16 protein-coding genes are annotated in these 15,451 nt (G+C 66.5%); 6 read left to right on the top strand and 10 right to left on the bottom strand.

Annotation, left to right across the window (positions count from 1 at the left end; translation table 11 throughout):
- Nucleotide 1: 1 nt before the first annotated feature.
- Together ACIBW7_RS33785 and ACIBW7_RS33780 are read right to left on the bottom strand one after the other, a co-directional pair.
- Nucleotides 2-739, bottom strand: coding sequence for an SDR family NAD(P)-dependent oxidoreductase (locus ACIBW7_RS33785; protein WP_397053498.1), 738 nt, complete (start codon nucleotides 737-739; stop codon nucleotides 2-4).
- A 113-nt stretch (nucleotides 740-852) separates the two neighbouring features.
- Entirely contained in the window at nucleotides 853-1,173 is a 321-nt protein-coding gene (locus ACIBW7_RS33780) for a cupin domain-containing protein (RefSeq protein WP_397053496.1), read from the bottom strand.
- A 63-nt stretch (nucleotides 1,174-1,236) separates the two neighbouring features.
- Between ACIBW7_RS33780 and ACIBW7_RS33775 the strand changes: the two genes are divergently transcribed.
- Nucleotides 1,237-2,646 (top strand): PLP-dependent aminotransferase family protein, encoded by a 1,410-nt coding sequence (locus ACIBW7_RS33775; RefSeq protein WP_397053494.1) that lies wholly within the window; start codon nucleotides 1,237-1,239, stop codon nucleotides 2,644-2,646.
- Nucleotides 2,647-2,722: 76 nt separating this feature from the next.
- Here ACIBW7_RS33775 and ACIBW7_RS33770 read toward each other — a convergent pair whose 3' ends face one another.
- Nucleotides 2,723-3,550, bottom strand: a complete 828-nt coding sequence (locus ACIBW7_RS33770) for an alpha/beta fold hydrolase (RefSeq protein ID WP_397053493.1) — start codon at nucleotides 3,548-3,550, stop codon at nucleotides 2,723-2,725.
- Nucleotides 3,551-3,754: 204 nt separating this feature from the next.
- Between ACIBW7_RS33770 and ACIBW7_RS33765 the strand changes: the two genes are divergently transcribed.
- The 3 genes from ACIBW7_RS33765 to ACIBW7_RS33755 all read left to right on the top strand — a co-directional run bounded on the left by ACIBW7_RS33765 (nucleotide 3,755) and on the right by ACIBW7_RS33755 (nucleotide 5,860).
- Nucleotides 3,755-4,234 (top strand): DUF3887 domain-containing protein, encoded by a 480-nt coding sequence (locus ACIBW7_RS33765; protein WP_397053491.1) that lies wholly within the window; start codon nucleotides 3,755-3,757, stop codon nucleotides 4,232-4,234.
- Nucleotides 4,235-4,433: 199 nt separating this feature from the next.
- Nucleotides 4,434-5,024, top strand: a complete 591-nt coding sequence (locus ACIBW7_RS33760; RefSeq protein WP_397053490.1) for a TetR/AcrR family transcriptional regulator — start codon at nucleotides 4,434-4,436, stop codon at nucleotides 5,022-5,024.
- Entirely contained in the window at nucleotides 5,021-5,860 is an 840-nt protein-coding gene (locus ACIBW7_RS33755; RefSeq protein ID WP_397053488.1) for an alpha/beta fold hydrolase, read from the top strand. Before ACIBW7_RS33760 ends, ACIBW7_RS33755 begins: the two co-directional genes overlap by 4 nt.
- A gap of 69 nt (nucleotides 5,861-5,929) precedes the next feature.
- Here the strand turns inward: ACIBW7_RS33755 and ACIBW7_RS33750 are convergent, their stop codons facing one another.
- Nucleotides 5,930-6,919 carry a helix-turn-helix transcriptional regulator gene (locus ACIBW7_RS33750; RefSeq protein ID WP_397053486.1) on the bottom strand — a complete coding sequence of 330 codons (990 nt, stop codon included), beginning with the start codon at nucleotides 6,917-6,919 and terminating at the stop codon, nucleotides 5,930-5,932.
- A gap of 63 nt (nucleotides 6,920-6,982) precedes the next feature.
- Here ACIBW7_RS33750 and ACIBW7_RS33745 point away from each other — a divergent pair, with 63 nt between their 5' ends.
- Nucleotides 6,983-8,125 carry an epoxide hydrolase family protein gene (locus ACIBW7_RS33745; protein WP_397053484.1) on the top strand — a complete coding sequence of 381 codons (1,143 nt, stop codon included), beginning with the start codon at nucleotides 6,983-6,985 and terminating at the stop codon, nucleotides 8,123-8,125.
- 96 nt (nucleotides 8,126-8,221) lie between these two features.
- On the opposite strand, the gene ACIBW7_RS33740 is transcribed toward ACIBW7_RS33745, so the two are convergent.
- The 6 genes from ACIBW7_RS33740 to ACIBW7_RS33715 all read right to left on the bottom strand — a co-directional run bounded on the left by ACIBW7_RS33740 (nucleotide 8,222) and on the right by ACIBW7_RS33715 (nucleotide 14,361).
- The gene (locus tag ACIBW7_RS33740) at nucleotides 8,222-9,001 is read right to left on the bottom strand and encodes a hypothetical protein (RefSeq protein ID WP_397053482.1); all 780 of its coding nucleotides are present in this window, start codon (nucleotides 8,999-9,001) and stop codon (nucleotides 8,222-8,224) included.
- Between the two features lie 288 nt (nucleotides 9,002-9,289).
- On the bottom strand, nucleotides 9,290-10,678 hold the full coding sequence (locus ACIBW7_RS33735; protein ID WP_397053480.1) for a three-helix bundle dimerization domain-containing protein: 1,389 nt from the start codon (nucleotides 10,676-10,678) through the stop codon (nucleotides 9,290-9,292).
- 514 nt (nucleotides 10,679-11,192) lie between these two features.
- Nucleotides 11,193-12,611, bottom strand: coding sequence for a S8 family serine peptidase (locus tag ACIBW7_RS33730; protein ID WP_397053479.1), 1,419 nt, complete (start codon nucleotides 12,609-12,611; stop codon nucleotides 11,193-11,195).
- A gap of 70 nt (nucleotides 12,612-12,681) precedes the next feature.
- On the bottom strand, nucleotides 12,682-13,278 hold the full coding sequence (locus ACIBW7_RS33725) for an HdeD family acid-resistance protein (protein ID WP_397053477.1): 597 nt from the start codon (nucleotides 13,276-13,278) through the stop codon (nucleotides 12,682-12,684).
- A gap of 62 nt (nucleotides 13,279-13,340) precedes the next feature.
- Entirely contained in the window at nucleotides 13,341-13,643 is a 303-nt protein-coding gene (locus ACIBW7_RS33720; protein WP_397053475.1) for a hypothetical protein, read from the bottom strand.
- A gap of 97 nt (nucleotides 13,644-13,740) precedes the next feature.
- Nucleotides 13,741-14,361 carry a 1,4-alpha-glucan branching protein gene (locus ACIBW7_RS33715; protein WP_397053473.1) on the bottom strand — a complete coding sequence of 207 codons (621 nt, stop codon included), beginning with the start codon at nucleotides 14,359-14,361 and terminating at the stop codon, nucleotides 13,741-13,743.
- A 490-nt stretch (nucleotides 14,362-14,851) separates the two neighbouring features.
- On the opposite strand from ACIBW7_RS33715, the gene ACIBW7_RS33710 reads away from it, so the two are divergent.
- Nucleotides 14,852-15,349 carry a pyridoxamine 5'-phosphate oxidase family protein gene (locus tag ACIBW7_RS33710; protein WP_397053471.1) on the top strand — a complete coding sequence of 166 codons (498 nt, stop codon included), beginning with the start codon at nucleotides 14,852-14,854 and terminating at the stop codon, nucleotides 15,347-15,349.
- Nucleotides 15,350-15,451: the final 102 nt, after the last annotated feature.

The raw sequence follows: 15,451 nt of genomic DNA, 5'->3' as shown, positions 1-15,451 counted from the left end.
TTCAGTGTAGGTATGAGGCTCCGTTGACGTTCAGTACCGCGCCGGAGCTCCATGTTGCTTCCGGCGAGGCGAGATAGCAGACGGCGGAGGCGATTTCCTCGGGTTGGGCGACGCGGTCGAAGGGGCTCTGAGCGCGGACCTCGTCGGTGACGCGGGACGCGACGCGTTCGGTTGCGACGAAGCCCGGTGCCACCGAGGCGACCGCAATTCCGTAGGGGGCCAAATACACCGCGAGCGATTGGCCGAGGGCGTGGACGGCTGCCTTCGTGGCACCGTAGGCGGGATAGTCGGGTTCACCGCGAAATGCGCCGCGGGAGCCGAGATTGATGATGCGACCGGGGACCTCGTTATCGATCATGTGACGGGCGGCGCAGTAAGAGACATTGGCCGTGCCGAAAAGGTTGACGTCCATGGTCTTGCGCCACACCTGCTGCCAGTCCGCGTACGAGGTTTTCGCGAGGGGATGCGGAAGGTTCACTGCCGCATTGTTGACCAGCACGTGCACGGTCCCGAGTCCCACGACCGCCGCCGCGACGATCGCTTCGGCCGCTTCCGGCGAACCGATATCGCCTTCGACGAGGACATGCCCGTCACCCGGTAACCGTCGCAACGTCTCCTCGGCATCGGCGCGGCTGGAGGAGTAATGCACCGCCACCCGGTCGCCGTTCTCGGCGAATGCCACCGCAACCGCCCGCCCGATCCCCCGCGAAGCCCCCGTCACCAACACGCCACGACTCATCCCTTCACCCTGCCATGAGCATTTCGCTGCTCTCACGATCGGGGCGAGGTGCCGGGGGCCGGCCCCGGACCGTGCTCGGAGCCGGATGAGCTTCCGTCCGGCTCCGATCGTGCTCAGTTGCCGTACTGTTCGGTTTCGGGCCGTTCGATCATGATCCCGTGGGCCGGTTCCTCGGCCACCGGTCGATGCTCGACTCCGCGCGGAACGACGAAAATCTCACCGGGACCGAGCGTCACCGGCTCACGGTCCCGCAATTCGATGCGGAAGGTGCCGTTCCAGCACAGAAACAGCTCGTCCTCGTCGTGGTGGTGCCAAGGGAACGCGCCGTGGAAGCGGGCGATGCGCACCACTGCGTCGTTGGCCATGGCCAGGTCCCGCGGCTGCCATGGCCCGGGCAGGTCGTCGATGACATCGGTGATGGAGATCTTGCTCATGACTTCATCCTCGCGACGGCAGGGTCGCGCCCCTAGAGCCAATCGGGCAGAATTGGTTTGCCTATGAAGCCAATCGAACTTGCCGACCGGCTCGGCCGCTGGTCGGCCGACCGCGGGCCGCTCTATTTGTTGTTGGCCGGGCGATTGCGGACGCTGATCGATGACGGTGAGCTGCGGCCGGGGATGCCGTTGCCGCCCGACCGCGTGCTCGCGAAAGTACTTGCGGTCGGGCGCAGTACGGTCGTGGCGGCCTATGACCTGCTCGCCGTGGAGGGCCGGGTGGTGCGCCGGCAGGGTAGCGGCACCCGGGTCGCGGGACCCGCAGCAGCTCCGTCGCGCGAGACCACCCATTCTCCGGCCTTCCTGCAGTTGCTCGAACCGGACGCCGATGTCATCGCGCTCGCCTGCGCCGCCCCTGCGGCACCGCCGCCCGAGGTGGCCCAGGCGTATCGGCACATCGTGCCCGACCTCGCTGCGGTCTCGGGCGATATAGGTTATCGGCCGACCGGACATCCGCTGTTGCGCAACGCGATCGCCGACCGATACCGGGCACGCGGTGTGCCGACCGATCCGGAACAGATTCTCGTCACCGGTGGCGGGCAGCACGCGCTGTCGCTGCTCGCCCGCGCACTGCTGCGGTCCGGCGATCGCGTACTGGTCGAGACACCGACGTATCCTGGTGCGCTGGAAGCGTTTCGCGAGGTCGCGGCGATGCCGCAGACAGGTCCGGTGGGCCTCGGCGCGGTGACCCCGGCGGCGCTCGCGTACGTCGTGGCGACCTACCAGAACCCCACGGGCGCGGTGCTTCCCGCGCTGGCCCGGCGGAGACTGGTCGAGTCGGCGAGAACGGCCGGGGTGCCGCTGATCGACGACGAGGTGCTGACTGATCTCGGATTTCCGGGCACCGATCCGCCACCACCGCCGCTGGCAGCCCTGGACGAGTCCGTGATATCCATCGGTTCGCTCAGCAAGGTCGTCTGGGGCGGACTGCGTGTCGGCTGGGTGCGTGCACCGATCCCGGTCATCGCCCGGTTGGCCCGGCTGCGCGCCGTGCACGATCTCGGCGGCAACATCCCAGCGCAGTTGGCCGCCGCCTGGCTGCTTCGTGACCTCGACCGGTTGCGCGAACGAATCACGCAGCAGCGCAAGGAAAGCCACGACGTTCTGGTGACCGAGCTGAGCGAGCGACTGCCGGAATGGGAGGTCCCCCCGGTGTCCGGCGGCCAGACACTGTGGATCCGGCTATCCCGCGGGGATGGCACCTCGTTCGCCCAGCGGGCCCTGCGACACGGCGTCGCGATCCTGCCCGGCGCCGGTCTCGACGCCTCCGGCGGCAGCATCGATTACGTCCGGATCAGTTTTGTCGCCGATCCCGACAGCCTGCGCGAGGCCGCACGCCGCTTGGCTGAGGCATGGCGGACCTACGAACCTCCTCCCCAGCCCGCCCCGGCGTCACCGACACTGGCTGTTTAGCTTGCCCGGTCCGAGACGTGAGACATGGTCTCGGCGTGGAAGCATCACTGTGCGCGAGAGATGCGGTGCGGCCGTCCTAAGCGGCACCGCCGAGGACCGCACGCAACCGGACGGCGAAACCGGTTGGATCCTCGACGAATCCGGTGTGTCCGCCGGGGAATACGGTCGCAGTCACCCCGATGGCTTCGCCGAGTGCCCGCGACGTGCGATCGCAGTGTTGGCCGGTCGATTCGGAGCCGATGCCGATTACGATGCGGGCCGGAGTCGATTGCAGCACAGCGATATTCGGCTCCCATGTAGTGGTGCCGCGCAGCTCGTGATCGAACCAGTAGCGCTCGCTGGCCATCTGGCGCGGGTCGCGTTCACCGCCGAACACCTGCTGTAGCACCGGTTCGGGCATCATGATGTTCGCGTTGGCCATGAACTTGCGCCACGCCCCGAGCACATCGCCGCTGCGGTACGTGGCGATCACGTCTTCGGTTCCGGCGCGTACCTGGTCGCGGTCGTCCAGGAGTTCACCCAGCGGCGGTTCGTGCGCGATCACGGTGGTGACCAGGTCCGGCTGGGATTGGACCAGGGCCAATGCACTCACAGCGCCGCCGCTGGAGCCGAATACCACCGCGGGGCCGATGCCGAGGTGGGTGATGAGGCAGGCCAGGTCGTCGGCGCGCAGCTGCGGTGTCGAGTCCTGCTCCGGGTCGTCGAGCACGCTGCCCTGATGGCCGCGGGGGTCGGTGGTGAGCACGGTGCGGTCGGTGGCGAGCAGTTCCGCCAGTGGCGCGAAGGCGGCCGCATCCATCGGGGCGCCGACCAAGACGACCAGTGGTCCGGTTCCGCGCACCTCGTAGTGCAGTCGCGCCCCGGGCACGTCCAGGCTGTGGGTGGTGGTGGAAGTCGGGGTCATCAAGATCTCCTCGAAGTGGTCATGGGTCTGCCGAAAATGTTGACCGGCCTGGCCGGACGAATTAATCGGTCCGCCACCAACTTTATTTCGAAGGTTGCTGGAGATTTCCCCGTGCTGAATTGGCCGGGCGCGGATCGCTGAGGAATGCTGTGCCCTGATTCGGACGGTCACCGATGTGAATTTCCGAGCCAACCTGGAGCAGCCATGGTCACGAGATCCAACAAGGCCACCACGCGTGGTGTCAGGTACCGTTTGATCACATTTGCCGTGCTGGTCATAGCCGCGCTGACGCTGGTGAGCGCTTGCGGGTCGAACACGCATACGCACGAAGAGGTGGCGTCCCCGACCACAACGCCTGCCGCGAATCAGTACGACCAGCTCGCCCTGCAAACCTTGGATGCCATCGTGCGTGCCGACTTCACTGCGGCCACCTCCCATTTCGACGACGCGATGAAGAAGAAGCTGTCCTCGGGCAATCTCGCGTCGAGCTGGACGGCGTATCAAAAGGAGTTCGGCCACTACCAGTCGCACGGGGATCAGCAAGATGTCACCCGGGGCGATCTCATCGTTGTGAGCGTGCCCTCGAGCATGGAGCGAAAGCCCGGCGAGTTCCGAGTGTCCATGCACAGGGACGCAACCATCGCGGGCCTGTTCTTCCTGGAGGCCGGGGCTCCCATCCCGTAGCCGCGCGGAACGCAACGGTGTTGCGCACGAAGCGCTTTCGGCTATCGAGGGTACGTTTGCGGTATCGACCTCATCCCGTTCCACAAGTTGACCGCGTTCTTCCGGAACAATCTGAAATGACTTGCGGCCCATCGCCACTTGCGAAACCTAGGGATACTAGGTTATAAACTAGGCATCCTAGTTCTAGTGAGGAGATGCGATGTCGCCACGCGCCGGGTTGACCGCCGAGCGGATCACGCTGGCGGCGGCGGAGCTCGCCGATGAGGTCGGTCTCGACAACATCACCGTCGCCGCGCTGGCCAGGAAGTTCGGCGTCAAGGACGCGAGCCTGTACTCGCACATCAAGAACCTCGAAGACCTGCGCATCCGGGTGGCCATGCTGGCAAGCGACGAGAAGACCGACCGCATTGCCGCGGCAGTGGCCGGGCGCGCCGGACGGGATGCGCTCGCGGCATTTGCCGACGAATGGCGCCGCTACGCCCTGGAACATCCCGGCCGCTATGCCGCCACCCAGATGCCGATGGACCCCGCCGTCGCCGCCGAATGGAGCGGTGGGTGGCGGGCCATCGACCTGACCTATGGGATGCTGCGCGCCTACGGCCTCGACGAACCCGATATCACCGACGCGGTTCGCCTGTTGCGCAGCACTTTTCACGGTTATGCCAATCTGGAGGCGAGCGGCGGTTTCGGCCACGCCCGCTCCACCGCCACTTCCTGGGATCGCATTATCGACGCCCTGCACATCACCCTCACCCACTGGCCGACCGACGAGAAAGCGAAATCGCAGTGAGATCCGAAACCCTGGAAGTGCCCGGCGCCACCCTGTATTTCGAGGTGCGCGGCAACGGCCCGGTGCTGCTCCTGCTGCCGGGCAGCGGCGGCGACGCCGGGATCTTCGACCCGATCGCCGATGCCCTCGCCGCGCAGTTCACCGTTGTGGCCGCCGACCCGCGTGGTTACTCACGCAGCGTCCTGGACGCTCCCGAACCCGTGGACCAGCGGATGGATGTGCTCAGCGACGACGCGTACCGTCTGCTCGAACACCTCACGCCCGCAGGCCAATTCGCCTACGTCGCCGGTGTGAGCGGTGGCGCGGTCGTTGCGCTCGACCTGCTCGCCCGCCATCCGGAACGGCTGCGCCTGGTCGTTGCGCACGAGCCGCCGTGCTTCGCAGTACTGCCCGATGCGGACGCGCACCGGGCCATGGTCGAGGAGGTGGTAGAACTCGCCCGGGACCAGGGCCCAGCCGTCGCGGGCGGGCGCTTCATGCAGGCGGTCGGCGTCACCTCGAAGCCGCTGCCCAACGTGGCCGAGGTCCCGGCCCGCACCGCCGAAATGCTCGGCCGTCTCATGGGCAACGCGCCGCTGATGTTCGCTCATGAACTGCGCGCGGTCACCGACTACCGGCCGGATACGGCCGCGCTCGCCGCTGTCGTGGACCGCCTCGTGTTGGCCGCGGGTCGGGAAACCCGTGGGCAACTCCCGTATCGGACCGCGGAAACCCTTGCGACCGAGTTGGACCGACCGCTGGTCGAATTCCCGGGTGGGCACAGTGGCGTGCGGGAAACTCCGGCCGAATTCGCTCGTGCCCTGTTGGAGGCGCTGACGGTCACTGCTGATCGCTGACCCACGCGTCCGGGGCACGCAACTGTTTCAAACGATGCCGAACGTGCACTTCTCTCGTCGGGGTGCGGATCAAGATGGGTGGTCAGCCGAACCGGGTGCGTCGTCGCGGGGCGTGATGGCCGCGGTGACGCGGTGCGCCAGCGCGCGTAGGTGGTCGATGAGTTCGGGTGGTTCGTGCACGTGGAATCCGAAGCCGAAAAGCCCGGTGTAGACGGCTATTTCGTCGAGTGAGTTCGAGCCGGTGTGCAGCAGGCAGTGCCCATCGTCGACCGCCTCGATGACACCGACGGTCGGCGGGATGCGGTCCGCCGCGACGGCGGCCGACACCTCGAGGGTGATGCGCACCTGGTAGCGATAGGGGGCGGTGCTGACCCCGCGGGACACCCAGCCGGTCAGGTCGACCTCGGGTGCCTCGCGCGGGGTGAATCGTGGCCCGTTGGGGATGCGCGGGCGGAGGCGGTCGACACGGTAGGTGCGCCAATTCTTCTTCTCGACATCCCAGCCGACCAGATACCAGTGCCGCCCGGTGTGCACGAGCCGATGCGGTTCGGCCGCCCGGCGGATCTCGGAACCGTCGTGGGTGCGGTAGTCGAAGCGGAGCTGTTCGTGGTCGCGGACAGCGGCGGCGATCGTGGTGAGGACGTCCGGGTCCACGGACGGCGTGCCTGCCGGCATGCTGACGGTCGCCGCCTGGAGCGCCGAGACTCGGTGACGCAACCGGGCCGGGAGGATCTGCTCCAGCTTCGCGAGCGCCCGCAGCGAACTCTCCTCGATGCCGGTGATCGTTCCGCCCGCCGCGGTGCGCAACCCGACGACGACGGCGACCGCCTCATCGTCGTTCAAGAGCAGCGGGGGCAGCTTGGTTCCCGCACCCAGGCGATATCCGGCCGCTCCGGCGACCGCGTGCACGGGGTAGCCGAGATTGCGCAGCTTGTCGATGTCGCGGCGGATGGTCCGTGCATCGACCTCGAGGCGTTCGGCCAGGTCGGCGCCGGTCCACACACGGGGTGTCTGCAGGAGCGCCAGGAGTTCGAGGAGACGAGCCGAAGTTTCCAACACACTGCGAATTCTTCCGCAAAGCTAGGGCACAAGATGTCCTAGCTGCTCCATAAAGTGATTCTCATGAGCGCAGAGATCATTCCCTTCCACATCGACGTCCCCCAAGCCCAGCTCGACGATCTGCATCGGCGACTGGACGAGACCCGCTGGCCGGACGGCGTCACCGGAGTCGGCTGGGCGCACGGCATTCCGCTCGACTACACCCAGGAGCTGGTCCGGTACTGGCGCACCACCTACGACTGGCGGGCGCAGGAGGCGCGACTCAACGCGTTCCCCCAGTTCCGCACCGAGATCGACGGTCACGATGTGCACTTCATCCATGTCCGGTCCGCGGTGCCCGGCGCCATGCCGCTGATTCTCACCCACGGGTGGCCGGGATCGATCGTGGAGTTCCTCGACGTGATCGGTCCGCTGACCGATCCGGTCGCGCACGGCGGCCGGGCCGAGGACGCGTTCGATGTCGTCGTGCCGACGATCCCCGGATTCGGACTGTCCGGGCCCGCGGTCGGCTGGTCCACGAGCCGGGCCGCGCGGGCCTGGGCCGAACTCATGCAGCGGCTCGGCTATGACCGCTACGCCGCACACGGGGAGGACACCGGCGCGGCCATCTCGCGTGAACTGGCAGTGATCGATCCCGAGCACGTCGTGGCGCTGCACGTGACGATGATCGCCTCGGCCACCGTCACCCCCGAGACGGCCGACTTCGACAATCCTGCCGAGAAGCGAGCACTGCAGCTGGCTCAGCGCGCACAGTACGAACTCGGCGCGTATGCGATGCTGCAGGCCACTCGCCCGCAGACACTGTCCTACGCGCTCGCCGATTCCCCGGTAGGTCAGCTGGCGTGGATCGTCGAACGATTCAAGGACTGGACCGACTCGACCGACGTGCCCGAGGACGCCGTCGATCGTGACACGATGCTGACCAACGTCATGATCTATTGGCTCAACGGCACCGCGGGCTCGTCGGCGCGCTACTACTACGAGGGTGCCGCGACGTGGGGGAGGCCCGAACCGGAGACCGATGTGCCGGTCGCTGTGGCGGTGTTGCCGCAGGACCTCGGCATCCCTGTCCGCCGCATCGCCGAGCGGAATCACAACATCGTGCGGTGGACGGAATTCGATCGAGGCGGTCACTTCGCGGCGATGGAGGAACCGGACCTCATCGTCGACGACCTGCGTGCCACGTTCCGCGAATACCGTAAATAGACACGCAATCTCGCGCTTGATCCGTGGTAGCGGATCGAATCCCAGATTCGCACCCCGAGCGGATCCGCCCGAACAGCTACCTCCGGGGTATTGACATCACACCAGGTCGGCGACCTCCAAGTAGAGCTGTCGCTCGATGGCGATATCGACGAGGAAGCCCTGCCGGCCGCCACCGGTATCGGTCGTGTGGAACGCCGCGACCGCGATTTCGCCGACCCGCAATCGCTGGCCGGCGAAATCGCGTTGGCCCAGGATGATCGGCTGCGCCTGGTCGAACACCAACTCGGTGACATCGACGGACAGCGGGGCGCCGAGCAGGTCGGTAACCGTGCCGGGGATGAGTCGGGCGGAAACGATTTGATCGAAGCTCGGCCGCCGCCCGATCCGGTGCGCAACATACATTTTGCCCTCCCGGCCGAAGCACAGATGGGTCAGCAGTTCCGCAGTGCGCAGGGGATGCGGATCGAGCTGCGTGAAGGACACGATGTTGCGCACGGTGGCCACGACGTCACGTGCGATCACGATGCCGCCGCGCTCGAGATGGCCGCGAATCAGGTTGCCCCGGAATGTAGTTCGCGGATGATCCGCGCGTGGATCCAGGTCGGCGAGTGCGAGGTCCGCCGGTTCGAAGGCGTGGCCGCCGCGGAATCCGGTGCGTCGATCGGCGCCGAGTGCCCGGCTGCCGCGCTCGTCCAACTCGATATCGAGCAGCACCTGAAAGTCGAACGGCGAGAAGAACATCGGCCGATGCGAGAAATAACAGTCGGTGCCGGTCCCGAAGACCACCATCCCATGTGTCCCGACCGTCGGCGCCGACCGATATGGACCCGCATATCTGGCCGTATATCTCGCCGTCCTGGTGAACATCCCGCTCATGAGGACGCTCCTTTCTTCTTCCCCTCCCCTAGCCTGGCCCGCGTACATCCTCGTGCCACGAGTGCCCGGCTACTCGAATCCCCGACCCCCGCTACTCGGCCTCCTCGATCCGATATGCCCGCTTTGTATTCCACGATCCTCCGATTGCGCCACCTCGGCAATCGGTCATGACCTGGACATATGGGTCGCCGGTAGATGCCCTGGCGAAAAGGCGGCGCAAACCAGCTCAGCACCGAGGCACTCGGCGGCCGCGAGGCTGCGGATAAGCCCGGTGCTGCGGCTGCGATGTCAGTTGTAGGACTTGGTGACGCTGTCGATCAGGTGTTCGAGGGTATCGATCGTGGGTGTGTCGATCACATCGATCACCTCGCCGGGCACCGGGACGTGGTTGTCGGCGGTGACCTTGGCGAATTGGCTCGGGTCGCTGGTGCGGAAACCGTGTTCGGCGGCGAGGCGCTGCAGGTCCGGGTCGGTGGCCAGCAGACGGCCGATCCGATCGCCGGGCGCGGTGAGGGGCACCAGGGTGTGCTGGGAGACCACGGTCGGGGACGGATAGGTCAGCACCATGCCGGGTTTGATCTGGCCGCGGACGGTCGCCTCGACGAACTGGGCCTCGTAGATCCAGACCATCGGTGTCGGGCCCATACCCGCCGCAAGGTACTCCCGGAACGGGCCGTCGGTGGAGTTCTCGGTGTAGCCCTGGCGCACGAACAGCCGTGACACCGTGGGCAGCACGGCCTGCTCGGCGGCCGGACCCTGCACGATGGTGTTGTCATTGGCGACGTGGCTCGCGATGGCCAGGTACATGGCGGCGGAGTTGGAGGTCCGCGGGTCCGTCGTGGAGACCAGGATGTTCTTGTGCACCGGGTAGACGGTGTTGTCGCGGAGTTTGTCCCATTCGACATCGTTGCGCACGAGTTCGAGGTACCGGGCCATATCGAAGGTCGGGACCGGCCCCGGACGCACCACACCCGCCGCGGTCAGCAGATCGGCGATGGGCTGGAAGGTAGCGATCGCCATGGGCGAGGAGAACGGCGTGTACTTCGTGCTGATATTGCGCGCCCGCTGAATCCGTTCCGCCGCAGGCGCACTCGACGGAAACGCGAAGTCGTACTTCCCCAGATCGATGGAGGTCGCGATCTGCCGCGATCCGGCCGGATCGACCTCCGCCTCGATACCCTTGCGGGCCAAGGCTTCCACGACGCGCGGGTCTTCGAAGAAGGCCATCTTCTCCGAGCCGACGACACCGTGCACCGTGGTCAGCGCTGCTGTTGTGCCGGCCGGAGTGGGCTGGTCGGGCTGCCGTACTGCGAACGCGACCACCAGTGCGAGGACGACGACCACGACTGCCGCCGCGAGTGCCATGAGCCGCTTGTCGGCGACCAGCGTGCCGCCGGACGCCACGATTCGGCTCATCCCCCGCGCCAGATCAGGCGGCTGACCCGGGTTCGACTGCGCGGCAACGCTTTCGGGCTCGGCCTCTTTTGTCGACGCCGCCAGTTCCCGGCGCGCGATCCGCTCGATCAGAATCGGGACGAATTCTCGCACCGGATGGCCTTCGAACCGCTGCCGCGCCGCGCCCACCGCGCTCTGGACCTGATCGGCCGGGTAGTCGTCGACCAAGCGGTCGGTCAACCGCTGAATTGCCTGCTCTTCGCGGACAGTAACGACACCCACCACAGTCTCCTCGGCGTCACATCGATCTCCGGTCGCGACAGCACCCAACCCCTGCCCGCGCCGCCGAACCCTACCGAAATTTTCGGTCGCCATTACATCGGCGAAACCCCCCATTGCTGGCAGGTGAGTCCCATTTCGACTGTGCCGGTGCACATCTGACACGACCACTGTCCGCAGCGTCTGACCAGGTCAGGGCAGGAATGGCAGCACGACCGCCATCGCGTCGATGGTCCAGGTCACCCCGGGACCGGTCTCGAATTCACGTTGAAAGTTCAACGTGCCATTCACCTTTCGCCACCCAGCGTTGTCCGCAAGTTTCCACTCCACCCGCGCGCCGCCGCGAACCGACAAGTCGATCCGCACACCTTCGCGCGCCCCGACGCACACCTTCGGGCAGAAGGCCCCTGCGTGTCGCGCGGTGCGTCCTTGTGCGCGAGGCCCGGAAGGTGTGTGAGAGCTCGGTCGGTCGGCGCCGGACGGTACTTACTGCGCGTCGACCTGACGCGGCCCGGGTTTACGGTGCGATCATGGCCTGGATGTCGGGCAGGTTGCCGATCCGCTGGGTCGCGGGTCGGCCCTGGGCGTCGACTTGGGGGGAACCGGTTGCGCGGAGCCGAGCCCGTACCTCCGCCGGTGTCTTGCGGGCGGCTGCTGCGGCCGCCAAGCCTTGGTAGCTGGCGATGGAGCCGACGACAATCGGGGATGCGCTGGAGGTTCCGCTGAAAGTGTCTGTGTACCAGTAGTCTTCGTCGGTGCCGCCCTGGAGGTCACCGTATCCGGTGGTGGTGACCTCCAGGCCCCAGCCCTGGGCATCCACGCGGGATCCGTAGTTGGAGAAGGCGAGTCGCGAACGTGCGGGTCCGTGGTCGCGGCCGTGGAATCCGGGTGGCGGGGCGCCCGCGCCGACCAGGACGGCGCCGGAGTCGGCGGCACCGCCGCGGAACGGGTTGCGCCATGAGGTCGGGAAGTCGGTGGGGCGGGTGTCGTACAGGGCGCTGTCGAGGTCTTCCGAACCGTTGCCCGCCGCGCCCACCACGATGACGCCACGTCCGATCGCGTATCGGATCGCCGCCCAATCGTCGGGCCACCATTCGATCGCGATGTATCCGGCCTGGTCTTCACGGTTCTGGAAGTTGTGGCGGGGTCCGGGCCGATGCAGTTCGAGCAGGATGATGTCGCCCGGACTCAGTGCGTCGGCCGCGGTGCGGATGGCGGCCGCGGAACCCGCGTCGAATACCGAGACCGCACGGATAGCGGCATCGGCGGCAATTCCGGTGATGCCGAAGGTATTCACATCACCGCTGATCTCCCCGGCCACCGCGGTGCCGTGATTGCGCCACCCCGCATCCGCCGACGGGGCACCGCCGATCACACCGCCCTGGTTCGCCAGCAGGTCTTCGTGGGTGAACCGCCATGCGCCCTCCACGTCGACGATGCGCACGCCCGCGCCGCGACCGCCGGGTCGAGTCCAGGCCCAGCGTGCGTTCACACCTTGCGGCGCGGCGTCCAGATAACCCTGTCGGGCTTCGAAATTCGGTGTCACGGGCGGCGCGTCTTCCAGTCGGCGAGCCGCGATATCGGCCAGCACGACCGGTGGCGCGATCGGCGGTTCCGCGGGCGGTTTGACATAGGCTGCCTCGACCGCGTCGTCGGCGCGCAGTCGATCCGCGATCGCCTCGAGTTCATCGCCGACCCCGCGCACGGCAAAGTAGTTCAGGTATTCCGCGCCCACATCCTCTCGCGCGGTACCCGCGATCCGCTGCGGCAGACGATTGGGCGGCCCGAAAATGCGCACCGGCGCACCGCCTTCCGGCAGCAACTCGACCAGCCGCGATTGTGCCGCGAGACTCTCACGCACCGCATGGGGATCGATGCCGGCTCGGGCACCGTGCGTGACGACGATCAGTTCCGAACCACTATCGGTGCGTGCCATGACCGATAGTTAACCCGTCCCATGATCATCGCGCCAGCGCGATTCGACACCAACTCGGATGTGCGCCAACTCAGTTCGGCGCTGCCGGAATGCGCGTGGGCGCCCCGACCGGGTCGGTCGCCCCGCGTCCGCGCGCGACCGTGAGAATCTCCAGCATGCCGATCACGATCGCGCAGCCACCTGCCGCCATGCCTAGTCCCTCCAGCGAATCGAACGGCAGGGCGATCATGATGAATCCGACCATCATGGTCAGCAGCCCGAATATCTCTTGCCAGCCACCCTCGGGCAACTCGTCGGCCCAGACCGCCACGGTCGCCTGCGCGATTCCGCGCACGGCCCAGCCGAGGCCGATCCACACTGCGAGCAGCAGGATCGAATTCGCGCTGTGGAATGCCATCACGGCGAATGCCAAAGAGCCGACACCGCTGAAGAATACGAACATCCGCAGTGCCGCCCCGAACCGGGCGCCTATCGCGATGATCAGCTGTATCGCACCGCTCGATAGTAGGTATAGGCCGAACAACAACTCCGCCATCCGCTCGGTCTTGTCCGGCCACACGGCTATCAGCACTCCGAGAACCACCGAGCCGATACCCGCGACCAGTACCGCCGGCCGCACCCCGTCGGCAAGCGAACCCCCAAGACCCGCACTCTCGTTTTCGGGCATAGCTCCATAGTATGGGCCCCGGACGTGGATAACCGGGTGTTTGCTTTCGGGTCGCGATATTTCTACGTCGACTGAGCGTGTCGTGGTGAATTGCCGATCGCGCGGATGTTGTTCCAGCGCACCGCGACGACTTGATCGCGCCAAATCTCCAGTTCGACAGCTGATCCGGGTGTCGCTGCGGCGAGGATCGTGTTGTCGGAGCGGAAGTCGGGGTGCCCTTCGATGTCGGTGTCGACCTCGATTCGGTAGGTCGCCGAGCGCGTCACTCCCCCGTGGAGAACGGCATCAGTGACGCGGGCGGGGTTCAGAGCGTCGTCTTCGCGCTCGTAGGCCGAACGCTCGCCCGCCGTCCGCGTCGCGTCCACGGCTCGATGTCGGTGGTCGCGAGCGCGAACAGCCCGAATGCGAGAAATAGTCGCGGGCGCATGGCCGTCCAGGACCACCGCCGCTGCGCGGGTCCGGTCATGCGCCGATCGCCAGGACCACACCGCGCACGGTGGAACCATTGCCGATCTGCCATGGCACGGTTACTCGGACGGTATCCGTCCGGTCGGAAGCCGGTGTGGCGGGCTCAGGACGCAGTCCCCGCTCGACCCGAACGCTTCGACCACTGCCCACGGCGACGGCGGTGTGGGTCGGTGTATCCAGAGCCGAATGGAATTCCGGTGCAGTGGAAGGGAACTCGCCGACCGAGACAACGGAGGGATCTGGTGTATCACTCATGCTCTGCGCCTGCGGCTGCGCCTGCCCGGCCAACAGCGCGACGATCTGAGCGATCGCCACCGGATCCCGAGTCGCGTCGTAGATCCAACGCTGTCCTAGCACACCGTGTATCGAGGTGCCGACGAGAGCGTCATCGGCACCGTCGAGTGGTGCGCCGCGGTAGGTCAACGGCACGTGGTAAGTGATCGGTTCCGGTCCAGCGCCATCGTGCACGAGCACGAATTCGATGCCGACCGCACCCGCCGGGTCATCGAGCCGGAAACCCCCGGCCTTGCTCAGCTGCGGCGCCCGGCCGCCGTCTCGATACCACGGCCGAGTCGGCAACCAGGCGGTAAGCAGTTCGAGCTTGCTGGGCGACATGGTCGTACGGTGAATAACAGCCATGGGACACCCTATCCTTCAACGGCGAGTGTAGTTTTCACGCCGCCGGGAGTTCGGGTACGCGACACGGCCTGCCAGAGCTCGCTCGCGCTCCACACTGCGCCGACGGTCAGCAGCGCGCCCAGCCGATGTCGCCCCATGCGGCGGCGAGGAAGCGACCGGTACAGCACCATCGCGACGGCCGGCGAGAACAGTGCAATACCCCCTTCCGTCGAATGGCAACGGTGATAGGGATCTGTCCGCGTCCCCACCGAGAGACGCTCGGCAAGTCCGGAGCGCGTCCGGTAGCAGATCGGCGTGTGTGCCGGTCTTCGTTCTGCATTGTGGGCGCACCCAAAGGTGGTGGCTGCCGGACGCAGGACCTGGAACTCAGCATGGTTCCGAGTGTCGAGAATGTTGCGTCGGCTCCGTCCCAGGGACACCACCGACCGCTAGGCCGACCGAGAAGACGACAAAACGAGGGATAACCATGCAACCGGACGAGATCACCGAAGTTCTGAACCGACCGATCAGCCGAGAACTGTTGGTTCGCGACCTGACCCGCTTGGCCTACGTCGCCAAGGACGGCACACCCCGCAATGTCCCGATCGCGTTCACCTGGAATGGCTCGGAGATCGTCATGTGCACTACGAAGAACGCCCCGAAGCTCCCCGGCCTGCGCAAGAATCCGATGGTTGCCATGACGATCGACACCGAGGTGCATCCGCCCAAGACGTTGTTCATCCGCGGTCGGGCCGAGCTGGACGTCGTCGATGGCATCCCGGACGAGTATCTCCAGATGAACGGCACCTACGAGATGGCGCCCGAGCAACGGGTTCACTGGGAGGTGGAAGTGCGTTCGCTCTACGACGGCATGGTCCGGATCGTCGTGACCCCGACGTGGGCGAAGCTGATCGACTTCGAGACCACTCTGCCGAGCGCGGTCGAGGAGCTGGTTCGGCAGCGGGACGAGCGGCAGCGCGCCTGATCGCAGTTTCGAAGTCCGCCAGAATATTTCGCGGTGGGATGTCGAGAATCCGCCCGCCGCTCCGTCCCCGAAGTGAACACGGCCAGAATGGGCCGTACCGTA

The organism is Nocardia sp. NPDC049526, assembly GCF_044465765.1.
Taxonomy (GTDB): Bacteria; Actinomycetota; Actinomycetes; order Mycobacteriales; family Mycobacteriaceae; genus Nocardia.
The sequence above is the reverse complement of the archived record's forward strand: the minus strand, read 5'-3'. Positions and strand labels throughout refer to the sequence as shown.

Excerpts from the sequence above, each read along its gene's own strand:
- ACIBW7_RS33785 (WP_397053498.1), bottom strand. The coding sequence starts at position 739 with ATGAGTCGTGGCGTGTTGGTGACGGGGGCTTCGCGGGGGATCGGGCGG.
- ACIBW7_RS33760 (WP_397053490.1), top strand. The coding sequence starts at position 4,434 with ATGTCGCCACGCGCCGGGTTGACCGCCGAGCGGATCACGCTGGCGGCG.
- ACIBW7_RS33740 (WP_397053482.1), bottom strand. The coding sequence starts at position 9,001 with ATGAGCGGGATGTTCACCAGGACGGCGAGATATACGGCCAGATATGCG.
- ACIBW7_RS33710 (WP_397053471.1), top strand. The coding sequence starts at position 14,852 with ATGCAACCGGACGAGATCACCGAAGTTCTGAACCGACCGATCAGCCGA.
- ACIBW7_RS33725 (WP_397053477.1), bottom strand. The coding sequence starts at position 13,278 with ATGCCCGAAAACGAGAGTGCGGGTCTTGGGGGTTCGCTTGCCGACGGG.
- ACIBW7_RS33780 (WP_397053496.1), bottom strand. The coding sequence starts at position 1,173 with ATGAGCAAGATCTCCATCACCGATGTCATCGACGACCTGCCCGGGCCA.
- ACIBW7_RS33775 (WP_397053494.1), top strand. The coding sequence starts at position 1,237 with ATGAAGCCAATCGAACTTGCCGACCGGCTCGGCCGCTGGTCGGCCGAC.
- ACIBW7_RS33715 (WP_397053473.1), bottom strand. The coding sequence starts at position 14,361 with ATGTCGCCCAGCAAGCTCGAACTGCTTACCGCCTGGTTGCCGACTCGG.
- ACIBW7_RS33745 (WP_397053484.1), top strand. The coding sequence starts at position 6,983 with ATGAGCGCAGAGATCATTCCCTTCCACATCGACGTCCCCCAAGCCCAG.
- ACIBW7_RS33770 (WP_397053493.1), bottom strand. The coding sequence starts at position 3,550 with ATGACCCCGACTTCCACCACCACCCACAGCCTGGACGTGCCCGGGGCG.
- ACIBW7_RS33730 (WP_397053479.1), bottom strand. The coding sequence starts at position 12,611 with ATGGCACGCACCGATAGTGGTTCGGAACTGATCGTCGTCACGCACGGT.
- ACIBW7_RS33765 (WP_397053491.1), top strand. The coding sequence starts at position 3,755 with ATGGTCACGAGATCCAACAAGGCCACCACGCGTGGTGTCAGGTACCGT.